Origin of the sequence: uncultured Shimia sp., assembly GCF_947493595.1 — a bacterium.
Classification (GTDB): domain Bacteria; phylum Pseudomonadota; class Alphaproteobacteria; order Rhodobacterales; family Rhodobacteraceae; genus Shimia.
In genome coordinates, this window is the sequence record NZ_CANLRL010000012.1 from 25415 (window position 1) to 44994 (window position 19580).

General features: G+C 53.1%; 15 protein-coding genes. 7 read left to right on the plus strand and 8 right to left on the minus strand.

Annotated features, from left to right (window positions below; all coding sequences use genetic code 11):
- Nucleotides 1–73 precede the first annotated feature (73 nt).
- The 3 genes from Q0955_RS19770 to Q0955_RS19780 all read left to right on the plus strand — a co-directional run bounded on the left by Q0955_RS19770 (nucleotide 74) and on the right by Q0955_RS19780 (nucleotide 3484).
- On the plus strand, nucleotides 74–1873 hold the full coding sequence (locus Q0955_RS19770) for a P-loop NTPase fold protein (protein ID WP_299428263.1): 1800 nt from the start codon (nucleotides 74–76) through the stop codon (nucleotides 1871–1873).
- A 1084-nt stretch (nucleotides 1874–2957) separates the two neighbouring features.
- Entirely contained in the window at nucleotides 2958–3164 is a 207-nt protein-coding gene (locus Q0955_RS19775; RefSeq protein ID WP_299428266.1) for a hypothetical protein, read from the plus strand.
- A 14-nt stretch (nucleotides 3165–3178) separates the two neighbouring features.
- Nucleotides 3179–3484: a hypothetical protein gene (locus Q0955_RS19780; RefSeq protein ID WP_299428269.1), complete on the plus strand. Its 306-nt coding sequence runs from the start codon at nucleotides 3179–3181 to the stop codon at nucleotides 3482–3484.
- Nucleotides 3485–3531: 47 nt separating this feature from the next.
- On the opposite strand, the gene Q0955_RS19785 is transcribed toward Q0955_RS19780, so the two are convergent.
- The 3 genes from Q0955_RS19785 to Q0955_RS19795 all read right to left on the minus strand — a co-directional run bounded on the left by Q0955_RS19785 (nucleotide 3532) and on the right by Q0955_RS19795 (nucleotide 9404).
- Nucleotides 3532–4143 carry a site-specific integrase gene (locus Q0955_RS19785; protein ID WP_299428272.1) on the minus strand — a complete coding sequence of 204 codons (612 nt, stop codon included), beginning with the start codon at nucleotides 4141–4143 and terminating at the stop codon, nucleotides 3532–3534.
- Between the two features lie 202 nt (nucleotides 4144–4345).
- On the minus strand, nucleotides 4346–4807 hold the full coding sequence (locus Q0955_RS19790) for a hypothetical protein (protein ID WP_299428275.1): 462 nt from the start codon (nucleotides 4805–4807) through the stop codon (nucleotides 4346–4348).
- Nucleotides 4808–5990: 1183 nt separating this feature from the next.
- The gene (locus Q0955_RS19795) at nucleotides 5991–9404 is read right to left on the minus strand and encodes an indolepyruvate ferredoxin oxidoreductase family protein (protein WP_299428278.1); all 3414 of its coding nucleotides are present in this window, start codon (nucleotides 9402–9404) and stop codon (nucleotides 5991–5993) included.
- A gap of 131 nt (nucleotides 9405–9535) precedes the next feature.
- Between Q0955_RS19795 and Q0955_RS19800 the strand changes: the two genes are divergently transcribed.
- Nucleotides 9536–9976, plus strand: coding sequence for an Lrp/AsnC family transcriptional regulator (locus Q0955_RS19800; protein WP_299428281.1), 441 nt, complete (start codon nucleotides 9536–9538; stop codon nucleotides 9974–9976).
- A 61-nt stretch (nucleotides 9977–10037) separates the two neighbouring features.
- Nucleotides 10038–10475: a type II 3-dehydroquinate dehydratase gene (gene aroQ, locus Q0955_RS19805; protein ID WP_299428296.1), complete on the plus strand. Its 438-nt coding sequence runs from the start codon at nucleotides 10038–10040 to the stop codon at nucleotides 10473–10475.
- Between the two features lie 49 nt (nucleotides 10476–10524).
- On the opposite strand, the gene Q0955_RS19810 is transcribed toward aroQ, so the two are convergent.
- The gene (locus tag Q0955_RS19810; RefSeq protein WP_299428299.1) at nucleotides 10525–12864 is read right to left on the minus strand and encodes a Tex family protein; all 2340 of its coding nucleotides are present in this window, start codon (nucleotides 12862–12864) and stop codon (nucleotides 10525–10527) included.
- A gap of 201 nt (nucleotides 12865–13065) precedes the next feature.
- On the opposite strand from Q0955_RS19810, the gene Q0955_RS19815 reads away from it, so the two are divergent.
- A complete protein-coding gene (locus tag Q0955_RS19815) occupies nucleotides 13066–13521 on the plus strand; it encodes a cupin domain-containing protein (RefSeq protein WP_299428302.1) in 456 nt (151 codons plus the stop codon).
- Between the two features lie 57 nt (nucleotides 13522–13578).
- Here the strand turns inward: Q0955_RS19815 and hisG are convergent, their stop codons facing one another.
- The 4 genes from hisG to Q0955_RS19835 all read right to left on the minus strand — a co-directional run bounded on the left by hisG (nucleotide 13579) and on the right by Q0955_RS19835 (nucleotide 17845).
- Nucleotides 13579–14277, minus strand: a complete 699-nt coding sequence (hisG, locus tag Q0955_RS19820; RefSeq protein WP_299428305.1) for an ATP phosphoribosyltransferase — start codon at nucleotides 14275–14277, stop codon at nucleotides 13579–13581.
- A complete protein-coding gene (locus tag Q0955_RS19825; RefSeq protein WP_299428308.1) occupies nucleotides 14274–15359 on the minus strand; it encodes an ATP phosphoribosyltransferase regulatory subunit in 1086 nt (361 codons plus the stop codon). Before Q0955_RS19825 ends, hisG begins: the two co-directional genes overlap by 4 nt.
- Nucleotides 15359–16861, minus strand: coding sequence for a histidine--tRNA ligase (hisS, locus tag Q0955_RS19830; protein ID WP_299428310.1), 1503 nt, complete (start codon nucleotides 16859–16861; stop codon nucleotides 15359–15361). Before hisS ends, Q0955_RS19825 begins: the two co-directional genes overlap by 1 nt.
- Before the next feature lie 165 nt (nucleotides 16862–17026).
- Nucleotides 17027–17845 (minus strand): sulfotransferase family protein, encoded by an 819-nt coding sequence (locus Q0955_RS19835; RefSeq protein ID WP_299428313.1) that lies wholly within the window; start codon nucleotides 17843–17845, stop codon nucleotides 17027–17029.
- Nucleotides 17846–17993: 148 nt separating this feature from the next.
- Here Q0955_RS19835 and Q0955_RS19840 point away from each other — a divergent pair, with 148 nt between their 5' ends.
- Nucleotides 17994–19571 (plus strand): DUF5928 domain-containing protein, encoded by a 1578-nt coding sequence (locus Q0955_RS19840; RefSeq protein WP_299428316.1) that lies wholly within the window; start codon nucleotides 17994–17996, stop codon nucleotides 19569–19571.
- The last annotated feature ends 9 nt before the right edge of the window (nucleotides 19572–19580 follow it).

The following is a 19580-nucleotide window of genomic DNA, read 5'->3' on the forward strand; positions in this document are numbered from 1 at the left end:
TCTCAGGCAGCTTCCTTGCCTTGACGCATCCCCGCCAATATCCTTCGCACGCATAGATGGAGTTGAGTCGAAGATGGATCAAAACTCAGCAGCGATCAAAGCACTGAAAGAGTTCGCGAAACTGCAAAATCCGGGCTACGCGTTCATGATAGAAGCGCCTTGGGGAGCCGGCAAAACCCATCTCATTCGAGAGCAATTTGCTGCCGAACTGAAGTCAGGTGGAGCCAGATACGTGACACTGAATGGAGTGTCCAACCTCAAAGATTTTCGGCGGGCACTTCTCGCGGAGTCTGATGCTACAAAGCTGATCGAGGCTGCCGGATCTATCGGAAACACCTTCGGCAAGTTGGCGAAAGTTGGAAACGTCGGATCACTAATCCAAGATTCCGTTGAAAACCAGATGGTTAACAATCTGCCAAGGCTTTTGATTTTTGATGACGTTGAACGGTGTGAGCTAGAACCGGGCGAGATCTTAGGAGCAATTAACGAATTCGTCGAGCATAAGAAAAAGAATGTTGTCCTGTGCGCTTGCCAAGAACGGATTGGTGGAGACGACGAAAATCAAAAACTGCAAAAATTCTTGAACCGAAAAGAAAAAGTTATCGGTCGAACCGTACATCTGGTTGCAGAGGCAGCGTCGGCTCTACCAGCGTTAGTCGAGGCAATGCCAGATGGCCACGGTCGTGTGTGGCTTACAGCTAATTCAGGCCTCGTGCTCGAAGTGTTCGAAGACGCCAAGCACAGCAACTTACGGGTCTTACGTCAATGTGTGCACGACTGCGGGCGGGTTATAGACGTTCTTGATGAAGACATACGGAACTCCACTACGGCTATGCTCATACTTGTCAGGACCTACTTGGCTTTATCCATGGCTGTCACGGTCGGTGAGCTGCAAATCAGCGACTTGGCAGAACGAGGCAACCATCGCAAGGTATTGAAACCGAAAGACGAGGGCGAGTGCCACCCACTTTACCTTTGCGCCGAAAACCACCCCCACGCCGAAATCTGGGCGGGCAGCGGAAGTGTCTTCCCAATTGAATTGGGACGTTCCCTGATTGGAGTAGGCTACGAAGCGCCAGATGAAATAAATCAAGCCCTTCGCAGCACAGGACAATTTTCAGGGGAAAAGCAAAAAGCCCTATGGCACCGCTTCGTTAAATGGCGGCGGATGTCTAAGGCCGACCTTGAAAATACCTACAACGAGGCTCACACGTTCGTTCTGAAGGCCGATGAAATTGAGCCCGGACCATACATCCATGTTGCACATGATCTTCTTTCAATAGAAGAAGCGTCTGGCGGTGACATTGATAAGCTATTGAAAGAGATCGAAGGCCAGATCGACGCTCTCGCTGCCAACAAGAGAATTCCAGCGGCTGCATACGGGAAGGGCTTTGGATGGAGCTCTGATAATGGAACATTCTCCTATGGAGGCTATGCGTTCGACATCGAGTCAAATGTAGCAGCGCAAATTGTAGAACGCATGAGACAACATCAGAAGAAGGCCTACGACGATACGGTATCGATGGAAGCGGAGCGCCTTCTAAAACTGGTTCAATCGGATATTGAGGCCTTTGGCCGCGAGTTTTCGGGCCAAAGTGGGCGTGCTGACTACTATTCCGTTGAAATACTTCATGAACTTGACGCCAAAAAATTCAGCGAAGCAATATTCAAACAACTGACCGCCGGTAAGTTCAATAGTGCAGGCGAGTGTCTCAGCGCACTCTCTGACAGGCACCGCGGAAAGGATTTCGCAAAAGAAGTCGATTGGGCAAGCACCGTGAAAGAAGAACTTGAGTGTCTGGCAAAAGAAACCAGTGCCACAGAAACAGCGCGAATGGATTGGTTCTTACGTCATCATTGGCGTTTCCCGTAAATTTCCGAGGAGTCTCTTCCGTTCCGAAAGGCGGCATGGCTTCAAGCACGGCGAGGCACTTTCAATTGCAATCTCACACACGGCCAGCAAGCTGGATTGGATGTGAGAAAATCAGGCATCTAAACATAGTAATGGCGGCAAAGAACCATGATGCTCTATCTGGAGACCAGATTGATTGGACTGGATAAGAATTGAAGATCTAGAATGTCAGATTGGGCATCTACTGTTATTCAATCTGGTCTCGGCTTGCCGTCACGAGCGCAGCGAGTGATTAGGCGCTTAGATGATCTCATTGGTCATAGTGCCGCGAAGCGACCAACAGCTCCGTTGTCGCTGTTGATCTCAGTTTTTTTGATCTATCGGATAAGATAAGATACTAATAATGTTGATTAAATCATATTTCTTTTAAGTGGTCTCTAGACACACTTCTCCTTCCGAGGAGGAGAAGCGCAAATTGAGCAGGTCTGGCTCAACTAACATTTCGGATCTGACGATTGCTGCTCAGCAGCTCAGTTGGCGGTCAGCCTGTCTCAACTTACGTCATGCCTTCAAACTGGCGGCTAGTCTGTGATCAAACACAGCGGCGAGTACGATCCAAAAGCAGTCTCGCGGCGACTAGGCAGGTCGATTAAGTGTCATCTCCTGCATCGTGACAGATCATTTCTATTCTTCAAAGCTTCGTGTGAAAACCATTCCAGTAGACGCTTGACTATCGCTTTGACTCCCCGGTCTTCTGTCTTGCCGGGTCGAGGGTAATCCGCTCACTTCGCCGTGTCGGCCAACGCTTGTTGTTTTGAAAACCCCGATCACCCACGTCTGAATTCGTTTAGGTTGGCAGGTCGAGCACCTCTGACTCTTCCACGATCTGGCTTATCTGCGCTGATTATCAAATGTCGTTGAGAACCAAACTCTCAACTCACTGCTATTTATACACTCGGCACCGTCAAAACGCCGGAAAACCGAATTTTTCTTTCGAATATTCTTGCTTTATCCAGCGATCCACGCAACAAAATTGCGCCCCGCCTGACCCAAGTCTGACGCGCTGTAACGCTCTTATAAATACAATGAACACAGAGAGTTACACATGACATCAAAGACCACACCAATGAACTTCCGCGTCCCACCTGATCTCAAGCAGGACTTTGAGCACACCTGTCGGTCACTGAATCTGCCGATGAGCGCGCAGCTCATATTCATGATCCGCGAGTTCGTAGACCGCGAAGCGCTCAAGTCCCGGCAAAAGTCAGATGACTACGACGGCCCGATTTCATTTTACATCACCGACATTTAACGAGGAGTGCCAGCATGAAGACATTCAAAGAACTGATGGCCGAGCCTGAACAGCTCGACGAACGCGTCTTGAGAAGTGGTACCATTGCCGCTCTTGCGGCGAAGTCAGCTGCGGCAGGCACCAAAGCCGAAAAGTCGTTCAAGCAAGCTCAGGCAGCGCTAGATGACAACCAACGCAGAGACGATGTCCACACGCAGCTAGACGCGATCAACGCTGCTCTCAGAGCTTTGATCGACGCTCACAGGCACCAGACGCGGCAGATCCGGCACCACATGGCAATGGATGCTGCCGGACATTTGTCGAAGAAGACAAAGCGATAACGCCAGAAGCACTGCAAACGGCAGAAACGTCATTTCCGGCTATGCCATCAAATCATCTGCACTAGCCGCTTCTTCGCGTCCGTGTCACCTTCGATGTAGCGCTGAGTCATGGACAAGCTTGAATGCCCTGCCAGCTCTTGAACATCTCGTAGTGACCCGCCCGCTTGAACGACTTTCTTCGCGGCATTGGTGATGAACGTCCGTCGCCCACTGTGGCTGCTAGCACCGATAAAGCCTAGATCTCGATACCAGTGCTGAAACATGTTCACGATGACCTGTGCGGGAGTACTGTCGCTCCGCTCGGTGCTGATGATAGAGCGCTCAGGCAGCGGTGGTGCGTCACGTCTGACACGCTTTGATGCACAGACAGTCATCCACGCTTCAAGCGCCTTTCTCAGATCCCGGTTCATTGGAATGATGCGACCACTGCGACCTTTGCTTGTTCGATCGGTCAGCTCGATATGACCTGCAATGTCGCCGTCTGCGTTCATGACAGACGACCAGCGTAAGCCCGCGACTTCTTTCGCTCTTAGCCCGGCTTTGACGGTCAGCAGAAAAATGACTTTGTTTCGATCTGCATTGCGCCGCGTCTCAAGGTGCCGAAGCACCGCCTGAACTTGAGCGTTCGTGAGAACTTTCGCTTGTTTGCCTTGTGCCATGTCGGACCCATTATGAAATTGCGATTACATGCAAGATTCTAACAGGTGCCTCCGGGCTGCATAGTGGTCTCTGAAAACTACTCAATAAATGCAGTGGGTTGCTCGATTTGATTATGGAACTTAGTTTCCATAATCAGGTTCATCCAGTGCTCCGAGAGCGCTCGACTTGCGCACCTCAATACTTGAGGTGCGCAAAGCACACTTAGTGAACGGTAATATCTTCATGTCTAAATGACGTGCACCCAGCAGATTCATAGAATTTATGATTATCTTCTATGACGTTAGCGAGAACAGACCCGATTTCTGACCACTCTTCAAACTTGACTCTTGAAGACACTTTTCTTGCAATCGAGCGTCGAACTCCGTCATAGCAAAAAGTTAAATGCTCAAAGTCCTCTGAAAATTCACAAGTGTAGAACTCTTCTTCGTAAGCATGCAGAAAATCTGTTATCATGCTCGCAGCTTCTTCGTCTGCTTCGAACGACCCGATATGAGTCAAGTTAGTCCAAATGTGGTTGGACATCATTTCATCATTTGCTTTCAAACAATCTGTCAGATCGGCATCGACAATATTGATCGTGAGCGTGCTTGTTTCTGACGCATAGTGCGCGACGAGATGCTTTCGACCGTCTAAGACATTGAATTTCGGAACAAAATTACTCATCTTCGGACCATGCATGACCGAGTACTTGTTCGCAAAATTGCTGACAGAAGATCCATTAAAAAGTTTTGAAATTGTGCTCATTGTTTTGACCTTTTTGATTTCGCAAGCGCAGAAAAACTCTGCAACTCGAGCTGATTTAATTTGGGGATTAGATTTTCAGACACAGCGAAAACACAGCACTACAATCTGCTGCTTGCTAGCGAACAATCACACACGTACTACATGCGTGCGCTTTCAACGATGTCTTGCAAAATGCTGTATACAGACATGCGCTACATGTCTGAGCGCTTCCTTCTTAATACAGGAAGCGCCCTCTTTTTAGAGGTAATCCTCCTCGATTGTCAAGTTTTATTTTATAATGATCTACATTTTGCTCAAATCGAACCCACGGTACCAGAAATAGCGGCAAGGAAACTGACGCATTCTTGAGCCTCACCAGCTACCATTCCACAAACCGATTTGGGGCTGGCCGATATTTTGCCATTCCGGATACAGGCAGCGCCCCTAGATTTCGAGCATGATTGAGAATACGCGACCGACTTAACAAACCCCAAGACTTCATGCGCCAACGCCAAAACAAGGCACGCTCCGCTCAAACCTGAACAAGGGGTTTAGAAGATCTCTCAGTGCACCTTCGATGCACAGTGCTGCGCACTGTCACATACTCTTAGATCTCTTAGATGTACTGACACTTACAGCTCTGCTGCCTGTCACTTAGAAACAATAATATTCATTTTTAAGCGACATCGCTATTATACCAAAGCCAGCGACAATGTCAAGCAAATTCGAGGGTATCGCATTGAAAATGAACGATAAAGTGCCATTTCCTGGCTCACCGCCTGCTCTTCGCTTCTGAATTGGTAAAGTCGTCTGATTTTGATGTTTCTGGCGAAAGCTGACAAGATATTACCCAACAATTACAATACCTTACAGAGCACTCGATAGTTACACACTCAACTACACACAATCGAATAACTATCTGATATCATTATTTGTCCTCGCTATCATAATCCGCGTGTCCGGGGTTCAAGTCCCTGTACCGCCACCAAGAATTCCAAAGCCCGGATGGATCGCCATCCGGGCTTTTCTTTTGCCTCAAATGCCTCGTTACAAAAGAGTGCGGCGGGCCCTTTGGGCCCGCCGCACTCTTTTTGCCTAAAACCGCCTTCGAACAGGGCGAGCGTTAGTGTTTTGCCGACAACATCGCTTCCAACATCATTGCACTCTTGCGCGCTATATCTGCGGCCTCCTCACGAACCACGCCATATCCACGGATGTCTTTTGGTGCAGTCAAAAGCGCCCAACAGGTCTCATGGTCCTTTTTGCAGTAACCCCTCTCAACCAAATCAAGAACACTTTCAAACCACTCCAGCAGGTCACGATCCAATTTACGATCCGCACTAAACCTAAACGGGTCCGCGACCGAGCCACGCAAAACACGCGCCTTCGCCAGCACCCCGAGCACCGGGCGCATCCATGGCCCCAGCTTGATCTTCTTTGGGCGGCCTTGTGAATCACGCCCAAGGGGCAAAATTGGCGGCGCCATGTGGTAATTCACCTTAAAGTCGCCCTCGAACTCCGCCTTCAAACGCGCGGCAAAACCAGCATCCAATTGAAGACGTGCAACCTCATACTCATCTTTATAGGCCATGAGTTTGAACAGAGACTTTGCAGCCTCGACCAGCAGCTCTTCTGGCAACACCTGTGCCAGCGCCGTCATGCGATCCTCAAACCGTGCCGCATAAGACGCGCTTTGATAGTCAGTCAGGAAAGCGGACCGCTTTGCGATCACAGATTCTGAGGCTTCCGTAGCATAGGGCGTCGCCAGCGATATCGCCTCCGGATCATGCGCAAGCACCCGCCCGATATCAAACGCTTTGGCGTTTTTCTCCACAGCAACGCCGTTAAGAAGGATCGCCTGTTTTAGAGCGACTTCACTCACTGGCACCAGCCCACGCTGGTAGGCAAATCCAAGCATCATCACATTGGCAAACACGCTATCCCCCATGAGCTTTTCTGCCATCTTGTTCGCGTTGAGAGCGCGTACATTATCTGCGCCAACCGCCTTGCGAATAACCTGCTCGCGCAAGCCAACCTTTAGGTCTGCATCGCGATTGAGCACCAGATCACCCGTTGGCATTTCCGCCGTATTCAGCACAACCTGTGCACCCTTGCGATAGTGCACGCTGGCCTTGGGCGCAGAACTTACCACCACGTCACAACCAATCACCGCATCCGCGGCGCCGCTTTCAATGCGCACCTGGTTCACAGCTGCCGGGCTGGTCCCTAGACGGATGTAGCTCAGCACCGTGCCAAATTTCTGCGCGAAACCGGTGAAGTCCAGCACCGAACTCCCCAACCCCTCCAAATGCGCAGCCATTGTGATCAAGGCCCCAACGGTCACAACCCCAGTGCCTCCCACGCCAGTCACCAGCAAATCAAAAGGCTTGTCCAACGCCGGCACCGCAGGTGTCGGCACCTTGGTCAACAACGCAGTCACGTCAACCTCTGCACCATCCTTCCGACGTCGCTTGGCCCCGGTCACCGTCACGAAGCTTGGACAAAATCCATCAACACAAGAGAAATCTTTGTTACATGTCGAGAGGTTGATCTTGCGCTTCCGGCCAAATTCGGTCTCCACCGGCTCCACGCTCAGGCAATTGGACGCTTTTGAGCAGTCCCCACAACCTTCACAAACCAAATCGTTGATAAAGGCAAAAGTATCCGGATCTTCCATGGTGCCACGCTTGCGACGGCGACGTTTTTCCGTCGCACAGGTCTGCTCGTAAATCAGCAGCGTCACACCTTCGACGTCTCGCAGTTCGCGCTGCACCGGATCCATGTCTTTGCGGTCATGGAAAGATGTGTCCGGCGGGAAATCTCCTTTGGAAAATTTGGAAATGTCGTCACTGACCAAGGCGATCCGCGCCACACCCTCGGCGCGCGCATTCCAAGCGATGCCGTGCACCGAAACAGGACCGTCTACAGGCTGCCCACCGGTCATTGCCACCGCGTCATTGAACAGAACTTTGTAGGTGATATTGGCCTTTGCGGCCACCGCTTGGCGGATTGCAAGCGAACCGGAGTGATACCAAGTCCCTTCACCCAGGTTTTGGAAGATATGCTTGTTACCATTGTACTTTTGCGCAACAGCCACAGGCACGCCTTCTCCACCCATCTGGGCGTACCCCCCGGTATCCCGGTTCATCCAGCTGGCCATCACGTGACAGCCAATGCCACTCATTGCTTTAGACCCATCAGGCAATTTGGTGGAAGTATTATGCGGACAACCGGAACAGAAATACGGTGTTCGGTTCGCTCCGGAAACATTTAGCACAGGCGGCTGCTCTTCGGTAAGCGCCTTTGCCTTCTCAAGCAGACCTTCCTCGGGGAACAAACGTGCCAACCGTTCTGCAACCACCGGAACCAGAACTTTTGGAGACAATTCCCCAGTCCAAGGCAACAGCGGATCGCCTGCGGCCCGGTGTTTGCCAACCATCTTCTCCGGCTTATCACCCGGCCAGTCATAGAAGTACTCTTTGAACTGGCTCTCAATAATGCCACGCTTCTCTTCTACGACCAGCACTTCTGTTTTGCCGCGCACAAAGGCCAACGCGTCTCGGCGCGCCAATGGCCACACCATACCCACCTTGTAGACGTCAATGCCCAGTCGCCGACACGTCGCCTCATCGAGCCCCAAAAGGCGCAGGGCCTCCATGAGGTCCAGATGCCCCTTACCGGTGGTCACAAAACCAAATGTAGCCTCCGGAATGTCATAGACGCGCTGATCAATTGGATTGGCTTCAACAAAAGCCTCCACGGCATTCAATTTATGTTCAATGCGGGTTTCGATTTCCGGGCTGGGCAGATCGCTGGGGCGCACATGAAGACCGCCCGCGGGCATGTCAAATTCTGGCGTCACAAACGCTCGGTCCGGGACCAATTCCACAGACCGCCCGGATTCCACCGTTTCAGAAATCGCCTTGAACCCAACCCAAGTGCCCGAGAAACGCGATAGCGCAATGCCGTATTCACCAAAAGCCTGATACTCATCAACACTTGCCGGATTTAGCGTCGGCATGAACCAGGACATAAACGCCACATCCGATTGGTGCGGCATCGAGGAACTGACACATCCGTGGTCATCGCCCGCCACTACCAGCACACCGCCTTTGGGGGAGGAACCATATGCGTTGCCGTGTTTTAAGGCATCTCCGGACCGGTCCACGCCCGGCCCTTTGCCATACCACATGGAAAACAGTCCCTCGACGTCGCAATCAGGGTCCAGCGTTGCTTGCTGTGCCCCCAATACCGCTGTAGCGCCAAGGTCTTCATTCACTGCGGGCATAAAGGTGATGTTCTGATCTTTCACCCGATCCCGCTCGCGCCAGAACTCCAAGTCCAACGCCCCAAGAGGAGACCCTCGATAGCCGGACACAAAGCCCCCTGTGTTCAGCCCAGCGTTTCGGTCGCGTCGCGCTTGATCAAACATGATCCGTACCAGCGCCTGCGTACCGGTCAGGAACACCCTGCCTTCCGTACGATCATAGCGATCTGACAGGGCATAACTTTCAAAATTGTGGCTGGCTTTGGTCATTGTTCGCGCGCTCCTCCTAGATTCTGAAATGATCTCACGAAGTTGCTGGTTTGCCGTTCCAAATCACCATGGTTCCGAGGTAGTAATGGTTCACAAAACCATAAACCCGTACGAAATTGGATCACCATGCCATGAACCTCGATTCAAGAGATCGAAAGTTGCTCGCCTTACTGGAAAAAGATTGCCGCATGTCCAACGCGGAATTGGCCAGCGAAGTGGGCATGTCGACCTCCGCCTGTTGGCGCCGGATCCGTGCCTTTGAGGATGCGGGGCTCATCGCAGGCTATGGCGCGCGCTTACGGCCAGAAAAGCTCGGCCTCGCGTTCCACGCGATAGTTCATGTTCAACTCACACGCCATGACCCGGCCAATCTGAAACGGTTCATCGAAGCGGTCACCGCCCGCGAAGAAATTCGAATGTGTTTCGCGACAACTGGCGCAGCAGACTACCACATGCGCGTGCGCTGCACCGATATTGAGGCTTACAACCGGTTCCTCGAGGACTTCCTCTTTACCCTGCCTGCGGTAAGTTCGGCACAGACAAACGTCATCCTGAGAGACCTAAAGTCCTAAGCCTTGCTCTTGCGCCAATTTCCCGGCTACTCCTGAACCAAAGGCAAAGCGAGCTTCTGCAATGAGCAAAATGATTTACATCCTGAATGGCCCCAACCTGAATCTTTTGGGCAAGCGTGAGCCCGAAATCTATGGCCATGACACCTTGGCCGATGTGGAGACGAATTGCGCCGAGGCCGGCAAACGCCCAGGGCTTTCGGTCAAACTCTTGCAATCCAACCACGAAGGCGAACTGGTGGAGATGATCCACGACGCTCGAGAAAATGCTGCCGGCATTATCATCAATCCGGCCGCCTACAGTCACACATCCGTGGCAATCCTTGACGCTCTCAACACCTTTGAGGGACCAGTACTAGAGGTGCATATCTCCAACATCCACAAACGCGAAGCCTTCCGCCATCATAGTTATGTCTCCGCCCGTGCGGACGGCGTGATAGCCGGATTTGGCGTCAACGGATATGCCTTGGCGATGCAACACATGGGCACTTTGTTGGCGTAATTCACCCCCGAGGCAACCAACCTCGGAGGCGTAATCAAGACACGTCGATTTACTTCTTTCGCATCGCGTCCAGCAGCGCTGCACCCAGTGCGCCATTGCCTGCGTCGGTTTTACCACCCTGCTTGGGCTTGGCGGAAGAGTGCCCGCCGCCGAGTGGAGACTTACCCCTCGGCCCTTTGCTGCCAAAGCCCGCGCGCGCGTTGCGATCTTCTTTCGCACTTGCTCCACCATCCTTGCGCATTGACAGGCCAATCCGCTTTCGCGGCACATCAACCTCAACAACGGTCACCTGCACCACATCCCCGGCTTTCACCACCTCATGTGGGTCTTTCACAAAGCGGTCAGCCAACTGGCTCACATGCACCAAACCATCCTGATGCACACCCACATCGACAAACGCACCAAAGGCCGCAACATTGGTCACAGTGCCTTCTAGAGACATACCCGGCTTGAGGTCCGAAATTTCTTCAACCCCGTCTGTAAACGTAGCGGTTTTAAAAGTTGGCCGCGGATCACGACCAGGTTTTTCAAGTTCAGTTAGAATGTCGCGAACAGTTGGCAAGCCAAACCTGTCATCAACAAAATCTTCCGCCCGCATTCGCTTTAGCGCCGTATCATCCCCCATCAGACTGCGCACATCCCGTCCGCAGGCCAAGACGATCTTGCGAGCAACATCATAGGCTTCTGGGTGAACCGAGCTTGCATCCAACGGTTCTTCCCCATCTGCAATGCGCAAGAACCCAGCACATTGCTCAAACGCCACAGGCCCCAGGCGGGCAACCTTCAGAAGATCTTTGCGCGTACCAAACGCACCATTGGCGTCGCGATGCGCAACAACGGCTTCGGCCAACCCAGGCCCCAGCCCTGACACATGTGCCAACAAAGGTGCCGACGCCATATTTAGGTCCACCCCCACGGCGTTCACTGCGTCTTCAACAACGGCTTCAAGCGATTTCCCCAGTCGATGCTGATCCACATCGTGTTGGTATTGCCCCACGCCAATTGATTTTGGCTCGATTTTCACCAGCTCCGCCAACGGGTCCTGCAAGCGCCGCGCAATAGACACAGCCCCGCGCAACGACACATCCAAATTCGGGAACTCGCGCGCCGCCATCTCAGATGCGGAATACACCGAAGCCCCCGCCTCACTCACAACAACCTTGGTTGGTGCCTTCACGCCTTTCGGCAGGAGCTTGAGGGTTTCTCCTACGAGTTTCTCGGTCTCCCGACTCGCGGTGCCATTGCCAATCGCCACAAGTTCTACGTTGTGCTTCGCAATCAGCGCCAAAATGGCTGCCTCAGCCCCCCGGATATCATTTTTGGGCTGAAACGGGTAGAGCGTCGCCGTCTCCAATAGCTTCCCAGTACTGTCGACCACGGCCGCCTTCACCCCAGTACGAATGCCCGGGTCCAAACCCAAGGTCGCCTTTGCACCCGCAGGAGCGGCCAAAAGCAAATCTTTGAGGTTGCGGGTAAAAACTTGAATGGCCTCTTCCTGTGCCCGTGCACGCAGCTCGCCCATTAAATCCACGGTCATCGTCAAGCTCAACTTCACGCGCCACGTCCAGCCCGCTACCTTTCGCAACCAAATATCACCAGGTGCGTCGCTGCGTGTTTCAAGATAGCTCGCAACCATTGTCTCCGCACGTTCCTTACCGCCCTCGGGGTCTGGCCCGATATCCAGCGTGATCACGCCTTCCTTTGAAGCGCGCATCATCGCCAATGCACGGTGGCTTGGCACCTTGGACCACAGTTCAGAATGCTCAAAATAATCAGAAAACTTGGCGCCCGATTGTTCCTGTCCGGCAATGACTTTGGCCGCCACAATCGCCTCTTTTTGAAGGAAGCCCCGCAACTCCCCCAACAGCTTGGCGTTCTCAGTCAAACCTTCCGCAACAATGTCACGCGCACCATCCAAAGCAGCTTTGGTGTCGGCCACATTTTCTGAAAGGTAAGCCGATGCCAGAGTTTCAGGCGCGGCAGAGCGATCCGCCAGAATGGCTTGTGCCAATGGTTCCAGCCCATTTTCCCGCGCGATCATCGCTTTGGTACGGCGTTTCGGCTTGTAGGGCAGGTAAATGTCTTCCAAGGCCGCCTTGGTTTCCGCGCCAACAATGGCTTTTGCCAGATCATCCGTCATCTTGCCTTGCTCAGAAATGGATGCCGCCACAGTTTCCCGACGGGCCTCCAACTCTCGCAAATAGGCTAAACGCTCCGCCAAGGTGCGCAACTGCGTGTCATCCAGCCCGCCAGTCACCTCTTTCCGATAGCGCGCCACAAACGGAACCGTCGCGCCCTCATCCAACAAATTCACTGCCGCGGCCACTTGCTGTGATTGTGCGGAAATCTCCCCCGCAATGGTCCGGAAAATACGCGTGTTCGTGTCCAAAGGGGCTCTCCTGATCTGCGATGGAGCGTTCTTATTAGCATTGCCATCCACCGCGCCAAGCACCGATTTTGCCAGCCAGAAAAAACCAGCCGAAAGGCTTTGCCTGCCTGTGCAAATGCGCACAATACACCCCCCCCAAATACCCAATTGTTCAAAGGAAAACGCGATTTAGGATGTACGAAACGCCAAGGAGACGCATCAATGCCCATCACTCACACCAGATACACCAATAGCGAAATCCTAGATTTTCCCGAAGCCATTACTCTGCGCATCCTCCTCAGCGGAGAAGAGACAGGCGGCGCCCAAGAAGTTTTTGAAGACGTCGTGCAACCCGGTATTGGCCCCGGACGTCATATTCATCACGACCAGGATGAAACCTTTTTCTTTCTCGAAGGTGACTTCATCGTAGAAATTGACGGTACGGTATACGAAATGGCGCCCGGCGACGTAGCCTTTGTACCGAGAGGTGCTGTCCACGCCTTCAAGAACGTCGGTACGACCGTCGGCCGGCTACGGTACATATTCTCGCCAGCGCTAAAAATGGAAGCAATGTTTCGCGCATTTCACAAAGCTGCGGCAGGTGGCGAAATCAGCGAGACCGACATGGCAGAAATCGCACAATCCCATGGGCAAACTGTTGTTGGTCCACCTCTTTAAACGAGCGGTCGGAGCAGGCCTAAAAGCAGGCTCGCTCCAGACACCGATGCAATGTGCCTAACCCTCAAGACCGAGTTTTGACAACAGGGTGGTCATGGCCGCGCGTTCCGCATCATCCATGCTCGATTTACGGCTTTTGAAAAGCGTCGCCTGAGACTTCAACACGAGGGCATCACTCAAGATTTTCAGGTGATTGGCTCGCAAGGTATCCCCGGTTGATGTGATGTCCGCCACGCCTTCAGCAGTCAAGTTCTTGATAGTTCCTTCGGTCGCGCCCTGGCTGTCCACCAGTTGATAGTCCGCAACACCGTTGTCCTGCAAAAACTCACGCACCAGCCGGTGATACTTGGTCGCAATCCTCAAACGGAACCCGTGGTTTTTCCTGAAAGCCGCGGCGGCCGCGTCCAGATCTTCCAACGTATCCACATCCACCCAGCAGGCGGGCACGGCAATGATCAGATCCGCATGGCCAAAACCCAGTTCTGCTTTCTCCTGTACCTGCTGTTCCCACTGCCCCAGCTTTTCGCGCACCAAGTCCGTGCCGGTCACACCCAAATGAATACGACCTGCCGCCAGCTCTCGAGGGATTTCTCCGGCTGACAACAACACAAGCTCGACACCGTCTACGCCATCAACGGCCCCGGCATACTCGCGGTCCGATCCGGTCCGGCTCAAGGCCACACCGCGGGCGCCAAACCAGTCAAAGGTCTTCTCCATCAAACGCCCTTTGGAAGGCACTCCCAGCTTGATGGTCATAGCGCGTCCTCCAGTTGAACAAGAATGCCAGGACGGATCACGCCGCCAACAGCTGGAATTTCTCTTCCCTGCCCAAGCACTTGGGTCAACGCATCATAGCGCCCGCCAGTGGCGACTGGTGGCAAGTCTGCGCGCCCGGGGACATAGAACCCAAAGACAAAACCGTCGTAGTACTCCATCGACGTGCGGCCATAGCTCGCTTCAAATTCAAGGCTCGAAACATCGACCCCACGCGCCTCAAGCGCATGCATCCGGTCTCTTAACCGGAAGGTGGCTTCCGTAATCGCCGGCATGTCCACAGCCAGATCACGAATATGCTCAAGCGCATTTGGCAAAGTTTCACGCACATTCAACAAGGCTTCAATGAGTTCCACTTGCAACGGCGAAATCGGATCTGCCGCAGCCTCGTCACGCAAGCCGTCGATCCGCTCCGCCACTTCCGCTTGAGAGCGCAACCCAATGTCGGCAAAGCCATGCGCCATTGGGTCGTCTTTAGCCAAAAGAGCGACGCGGCTGGCAGGCATTTCAACCCTGCCGGAATACCGATCCAATAACGCCTTGAATTTCCGCGGCCGCCAGATGTGACGCGCCAACGCACGCTTTCGACGGTCGGTCGTTTCCAAACCCGCCACGGCCGCCGCGAGGATGCCAATGTCACCTGTTGCGGCGCGCAACTCGACACCCTTCAGCGCGTTTTGCATCACGGCAAACACCTCGGCATCACTGGCCGCGGGGTTCTCACGATCAAAAACCTCGTAGCCCACCTGAATATACTCGTTGGCCCGAGCCGGATCGTCTTCTTGCCTCCGAAACACTTCACCCGCATAGGTATACCGCGCCGGTTCCGCCCCATGCGCCATGTGCATCTGCACCACCGGCACAGTGAAGTCCGGGCGCAACATCTGCTCACCGCGCAAAGCATCCGACGTGACATAAGCCCGTCCACGAATGTCCTCTCCATAGAGATCGAGCAACGCTTCGGCTGGGAGCAATACCGGGGTTTCGACCGGCAGCGCGCCCGCAGCTTCAAAATCCGAAGCAAGCGCAGCAGCGCGCGCCCTGATTTTCGACTTTTGGGTCATCAGCCTGCCTGCCCTTCACTTTGACTGGCCAGAATTTCACGCACCTTCGCGACCAAATCACCGCGCGGCACCTCAAATTGACTTGGACGTTCTTTCCACTCTTCGTGGGTAGCCGTCTCAGCAATCTTGGCGCCAAGGATCAGATCCTTGATCTGCACCACACCGTTGGCTTTTTCATCACCACCTTCGATGATCGCCACGGGCGAATTACGTTTGTCCGCATATTTTAGCTGATTGCCGAAGTTCTTCGGATTACCAAGGTAAACCTCGGCGCGAATACCTGCATTGCGGAGTTCCGCAACCATAGCCTGATAGTCTGCCATGCGGTCTCGATCCATCACTGTGACCACCACAGGGCCTGCGGAGACACCACCCATGCGACCTTTCTCACGTAGTGCTGCAAGAAGGCGATCCACCCCAATCGATAGACCTGTCGCCGGCACAGCCTGGCCGGTAAAACGCTTGACCAAATCATCATAGCGCCCGCCGCCGGACACAGAGCCAAACTGCCGCTTACGGCCCTTGTCATCAAAGATTTCAAAGGTCAGCTCGGCTTCAAATACTGGCCCCGTGTAATAGCCCAAGCCGCGCACAATGCTTGGATCGATCTCAATCCGATCACTTCCATAACCACCCGCAGCCAGCAGATCACCAATCTGCTCCAGCTCTGCAATGCCTTCGCCCCCCACCGCGGAAGCTCCAACGGCCCCGCGCAGGTTTTCAAAGGTCTTGGCAACATCATCCGACTTGGACGTCAAAAACGCGATCACCGGCTCGATTTGACCGTCAGACAGTCCCACCCCGTCGATATAAGCGCCCGACGCATCCAAACGTCCTTTGCCAAGCAGCTCACGCACACCGTTCTCACCAACTTTGTCAAACTTATCAATGGTGCGCAGGACATTGTCCTTGGCAGCTTGATCTTCGCCAAGCCCCATAACTTCAAGCACGCCATTCATGACCTTACGATTGTTCACCCGCACCAGATAGTCGCCGCGCGGAATACCGACAGTCTCCAACGTATCAGACAACATTGCGCAAATCTCAGCGTCCGCCGCCATAGATGCGGTGCCCACTGTGTCTGCGTCGCACTGATAGAACTGACGATAGCGCCCTGGCCCTGGCTTTTCGTTGCGCCACACTGGCCCCATTGCATAGCGACGATAGGGATTTGGCAAATCGTTGCGATGCTGCGCGTAAACCCGCGCTAAAGGTGCTGTCAAATCATAGCGCAACGCCATCCAGTCGCCGTTGTCTTTCTCGTCGAACTCCTGCCAGGCAAACACACCTTCATTCGGGCGATCCACATCTGGAAGAAACTTACCCAGCGCTTCCACGGTTTCCACCGCGCTGCTTTCAAGCGCTTCAAAGCCATAGCGATGATACACCCCAGCGATTTGATGCAGCATCTCAGTGCGCTCGGTCACCTCAACACCAAAATAGTCGCGGAAGCCCTTTGGCGTGATCGCCTTGGGGCGCGGGGCTTTCTTCTGCTTGGCCATCGCTATGGTCCTTGTGAAATAATTACGTCAGTGCCTTTAGCGAATGGGGTGCCAATGGGCAAGGAGAGGCTCCTCTTGGCAACCAAAACGTCACACAAACATGAAAAAGCCGCACTCGATCAAAAGTGCGGCCCAAGAAGTCCCAAACTGGAAAACTGACTGAATTTAGTCACCCAACTTGGCGTGCACTTCATCCAAGTCAATTTCGCCAATCGGCAACTTGTTTCCCGGATTTTCGAAGTCATATTTGAACAGCTGAAAATCACGCTTGTAGATCTCGAAGACCAGATGCATCGACAAATCGTCGAAATAGTCCTCCACTGGGTGAGCCCGTTTTGGCCCGTGCCCTTCGGATTCATTGAATCGAGGAATCTGCGTCAAATCAACAGCATGTGGCGTTTCAATATTGTTCAAAACGCCCTGCATTCCATCGTTAAACTGCTCGGTCCAGAAGATATTGTCGTAAGTGCCACCGTTCACGATAAAGGTCGACACGTGGCCGGACATGGCGGACCAGTGGATGTCTGGATCCATTGGTCGCCGCCAACGGATGGTATCACGGGCAAACAACAAAAAGCGGCGGAAACTTTGAATCTGATCAAACTCCTGTTTGCCATCATCCCCACCAACCTCGATGCCGTATTTTTGGATCAGCATCGGCACCAAGTTGCCCCGATAGCGCTTGCCGTTTCTCTGGATGCCACAAATCTTGTCAAAGAAGGACGACAAAATACGCGTATAGGGATTGCGTACGCATGTGAACGCATAGGAGCGGTGTTCACGCACGTTGTCTGTGATCGGCTTGTGGCTGTCTTCGATGGCCCACTTGTGCATGCCGCCTTTGGCATCGTGGATATCGCCGTCAAAGAACTCGCCATGGTCCGAGTAGAACATGATTTGTCCAATTGTCGAGCATGCGCATTTTGGCACAACTCGATACACCACACTTTCGCTTTCGGTCATCCAAGTGCCGGGAAATCCCATGTTTCTGCCTCCATCGCCGCCGTGGTTATTGCATTGGTCACGGTCTTAGCGCGTATCAAAAAATTCCGAACAAAGCCTGTTTATTCAACGCGCATTCATCTTTAAATGGATAAACACAAGACGTCAAAGTGGGGATCGAAGAAGCTAGATGGCGAGAATTGCTTACATTCTTCTGTGCCACAAGGATCCTGAAGCGATCATTAAGCAGGCAGAGCGGCTTACGGCCACAGGGGACTACATCTCCATTCACTTTGACGCCCGTGCAAAACCTGAGCATTTTTCAATGTTGCAAGAGGTGCTTGGCCCAAACCCAAACGTTGCGTTTTCTGAGAAGCGGATTAAATGCGGCTGGGGTGAATGGAGCCTCGTTGAAGCCACGCTTTATGCTGTGCAAACAGCGGTCAAAAAATTCCCACGAGCCTCCCATTTTTACATGCTGTCTGGCGATTGCATGGTGATCAAGTCATCCGAATACATCCACGAATTTCTGGACGACAACGACGTCGACTTCATTGAAAGCTTCGACTTTTTTGAGAGTGACTGGATCAAAACCGGCATGAAGTCGGAGCGGCTTATCTACCGCCACTGGTTTAATGAACGCACACAAAAGCGCCGATTTTACGCGACATTCAACGTTCAAAAAAAGCTGGGCCTAACCCGCGAAATCCCGGCTGATGTTCAAGTCATGATTGGCAGCCAATGGTGGTGCTTGCGGCGCCAAACCATTGAAGCCGTTTTACATTTCACAGAATCTCGTCGCGATGTAATGCGGTTCTTCAAGACAACTTGGATTCCAGACGAGACGTTTTTTCAGACCATTGTGCGCCATCTGGTGCCATCCAACGAAATCCGCACACGAACGCTAACATTCCTGATGTTCACGGACTACGGGATGCCGTTGACGTTTTACAACGACCACTACGATTTGCTGATCAGCCAAGACTATCTCTTTGCCCGAAAAATCAGCCCGGACGCTTTGGACCTCAAGGAACGGCTCGGCCAGCTGTATGCCGAAGAAGACGTGAACTTCCAAATCTCGGCGGAAGGCCCCAGCTTGTTCAAGTTCTTGACCGGCCGTGGGCGACAAGGGAAACGCTTTGCCAGCCGCTTCTGGGAAACCGAAAGCTCGCTAGGCCGCGACCGGGAACTGATGCTCATCGTTTGCAAAAAGTGGCACGTTGCCAAACGGTTGTTGGAAAAGGTCGATCAGGTCACGGACCGCCCGACTATTGCCTACCTGTTCAATGAAGAGGGCACGCCTCTGCCCGATCTGGGCGGCATTCAATCGACGTTGGGCAAACGCACGCGGCACCGCCGTGCCTTGATGCGGATGCTGTTTGACTATTATGAAACCAATCGCCTTGTCGTCTGCCTGGACCCCAGCGCCATGGACCTGATGCAGGACTTCTTTGGCGACCGATCCACCACGAGGATGTTGGAAATACAGTGTGATTTCACGGACGAGTACCTGACAGGTCACGCGATCCGCATTGGGTTGGCAGGGGAGCAAACCTCGCCAGAAACGCTGGAACGACTTTTACCCACCATCCGGCGCGATATACTGAGTGAAAGTGATCGTATTCGGGACGCTGAGTTCGAAAATGTCAGTCGCATGGTGCAGTCCGGCAGCGAAGAGGAGCATGTTGCAGCAGTGATGGACTTCCTGCATATCTCCGAAGATCAGGCGCGCGAAATTGCGCGAACCGAGTATCTTTTTGCCGACTAATTGAGTTGG

Coding starts and splice junctions, on each gene's coding strand:
- Q0955_RS19770 (WP_299428263.1), top strand. CDS start 74: ATGGATCAAAACTCAGCAGCGATCAAAGCACTGAAAGAGTTCGCGAAA.
- Q0955_RS19775 (WP_299428266.1), top strand. CDS start 2,958: ATGACATCAAAGACCACACCAATGAACTTCCGCGTCCCACCTGATCTC.
- Q0955_RS19780 (WP_299428269.1), top strand. CDS start 3,179: ATGAAGACATTCAAAGAACTGATGGCCGAGCCTGAACAGCTCGACGAA.
- Q0955_RS19785 (WP_299428272.1), bottom strand. CDS start 4,143: ATGGCACAAGGCAAACAAGCGAAAGTTCTCACGAACGCTCAAGTTCAG.
- Q0955_RS19790 (WP_299428275.1), bottom strand. CDS start 4,807: ATGAGTAATTTTGTTCCGAAATTCAATGTCTTAGACGGTCGAAAGCAT.
- Q0955_RS19795 (WP_299428278.1), bottom strand. CDS start 9,404: ATGACCAAAGCCAGCCACAATTTTGAAAGTTATGCCCTGTCAGATCGC.
- Q0955_RS19800 (WP_299428281.1), top strand. CDS start 9,536: ATGAACCTCGATTCAAGAGATCGAAAGTTGCTCGCCTTACTGGAAAAA.
- aroQ (WP_299428296.1), top strand. CDS start 10,038: ATGAGCAAAATGATTTACATCCTGAATGGCCCCAACCTGAATCTTTTG.
- Q0955_RS19815 (WP_299428302.1), top strand. CDS start 13,066: ATGCCCATCACTCACACCAGATACACCAATAGCGAAATCCTAGATTTT.
- hisG (WP_299428305.1), bottom strand. CDS start 14,277: ATGACCATCAAGCTGGGAGTGCCTTCCAAAGGGCGTTTGATGGAGAAG.
- Q0955_RS19825 (WP_299428308.1), bottom strand. CDS start 15,359: ATGACCCAAAAGTCGAAAATCAGGGCGCGCGCTGCTGCGCTTGCTTCG.
- hisS (WP_299428310.1), bottom strand. CDS start 16,861: ATGGCCAAGCAGAAGAAAGCCCCGCGCCCCAAGGCGATCACGCCAAAG.
- Q0955_RS19835 (WP_299428313.1), bottom strand. CDS start 17,845: ATGGGATTTCCCGGCACTTGGATGACCGAAAGCGAAAGTGTGGTGTAT.
- Q0955_RS19840 (WP_299428316.1), top strand. CDS start 17,994: ATGGCGAGAATTGCTTACATTCTTCTGTGCCACAAGGATCCTGAAGCG.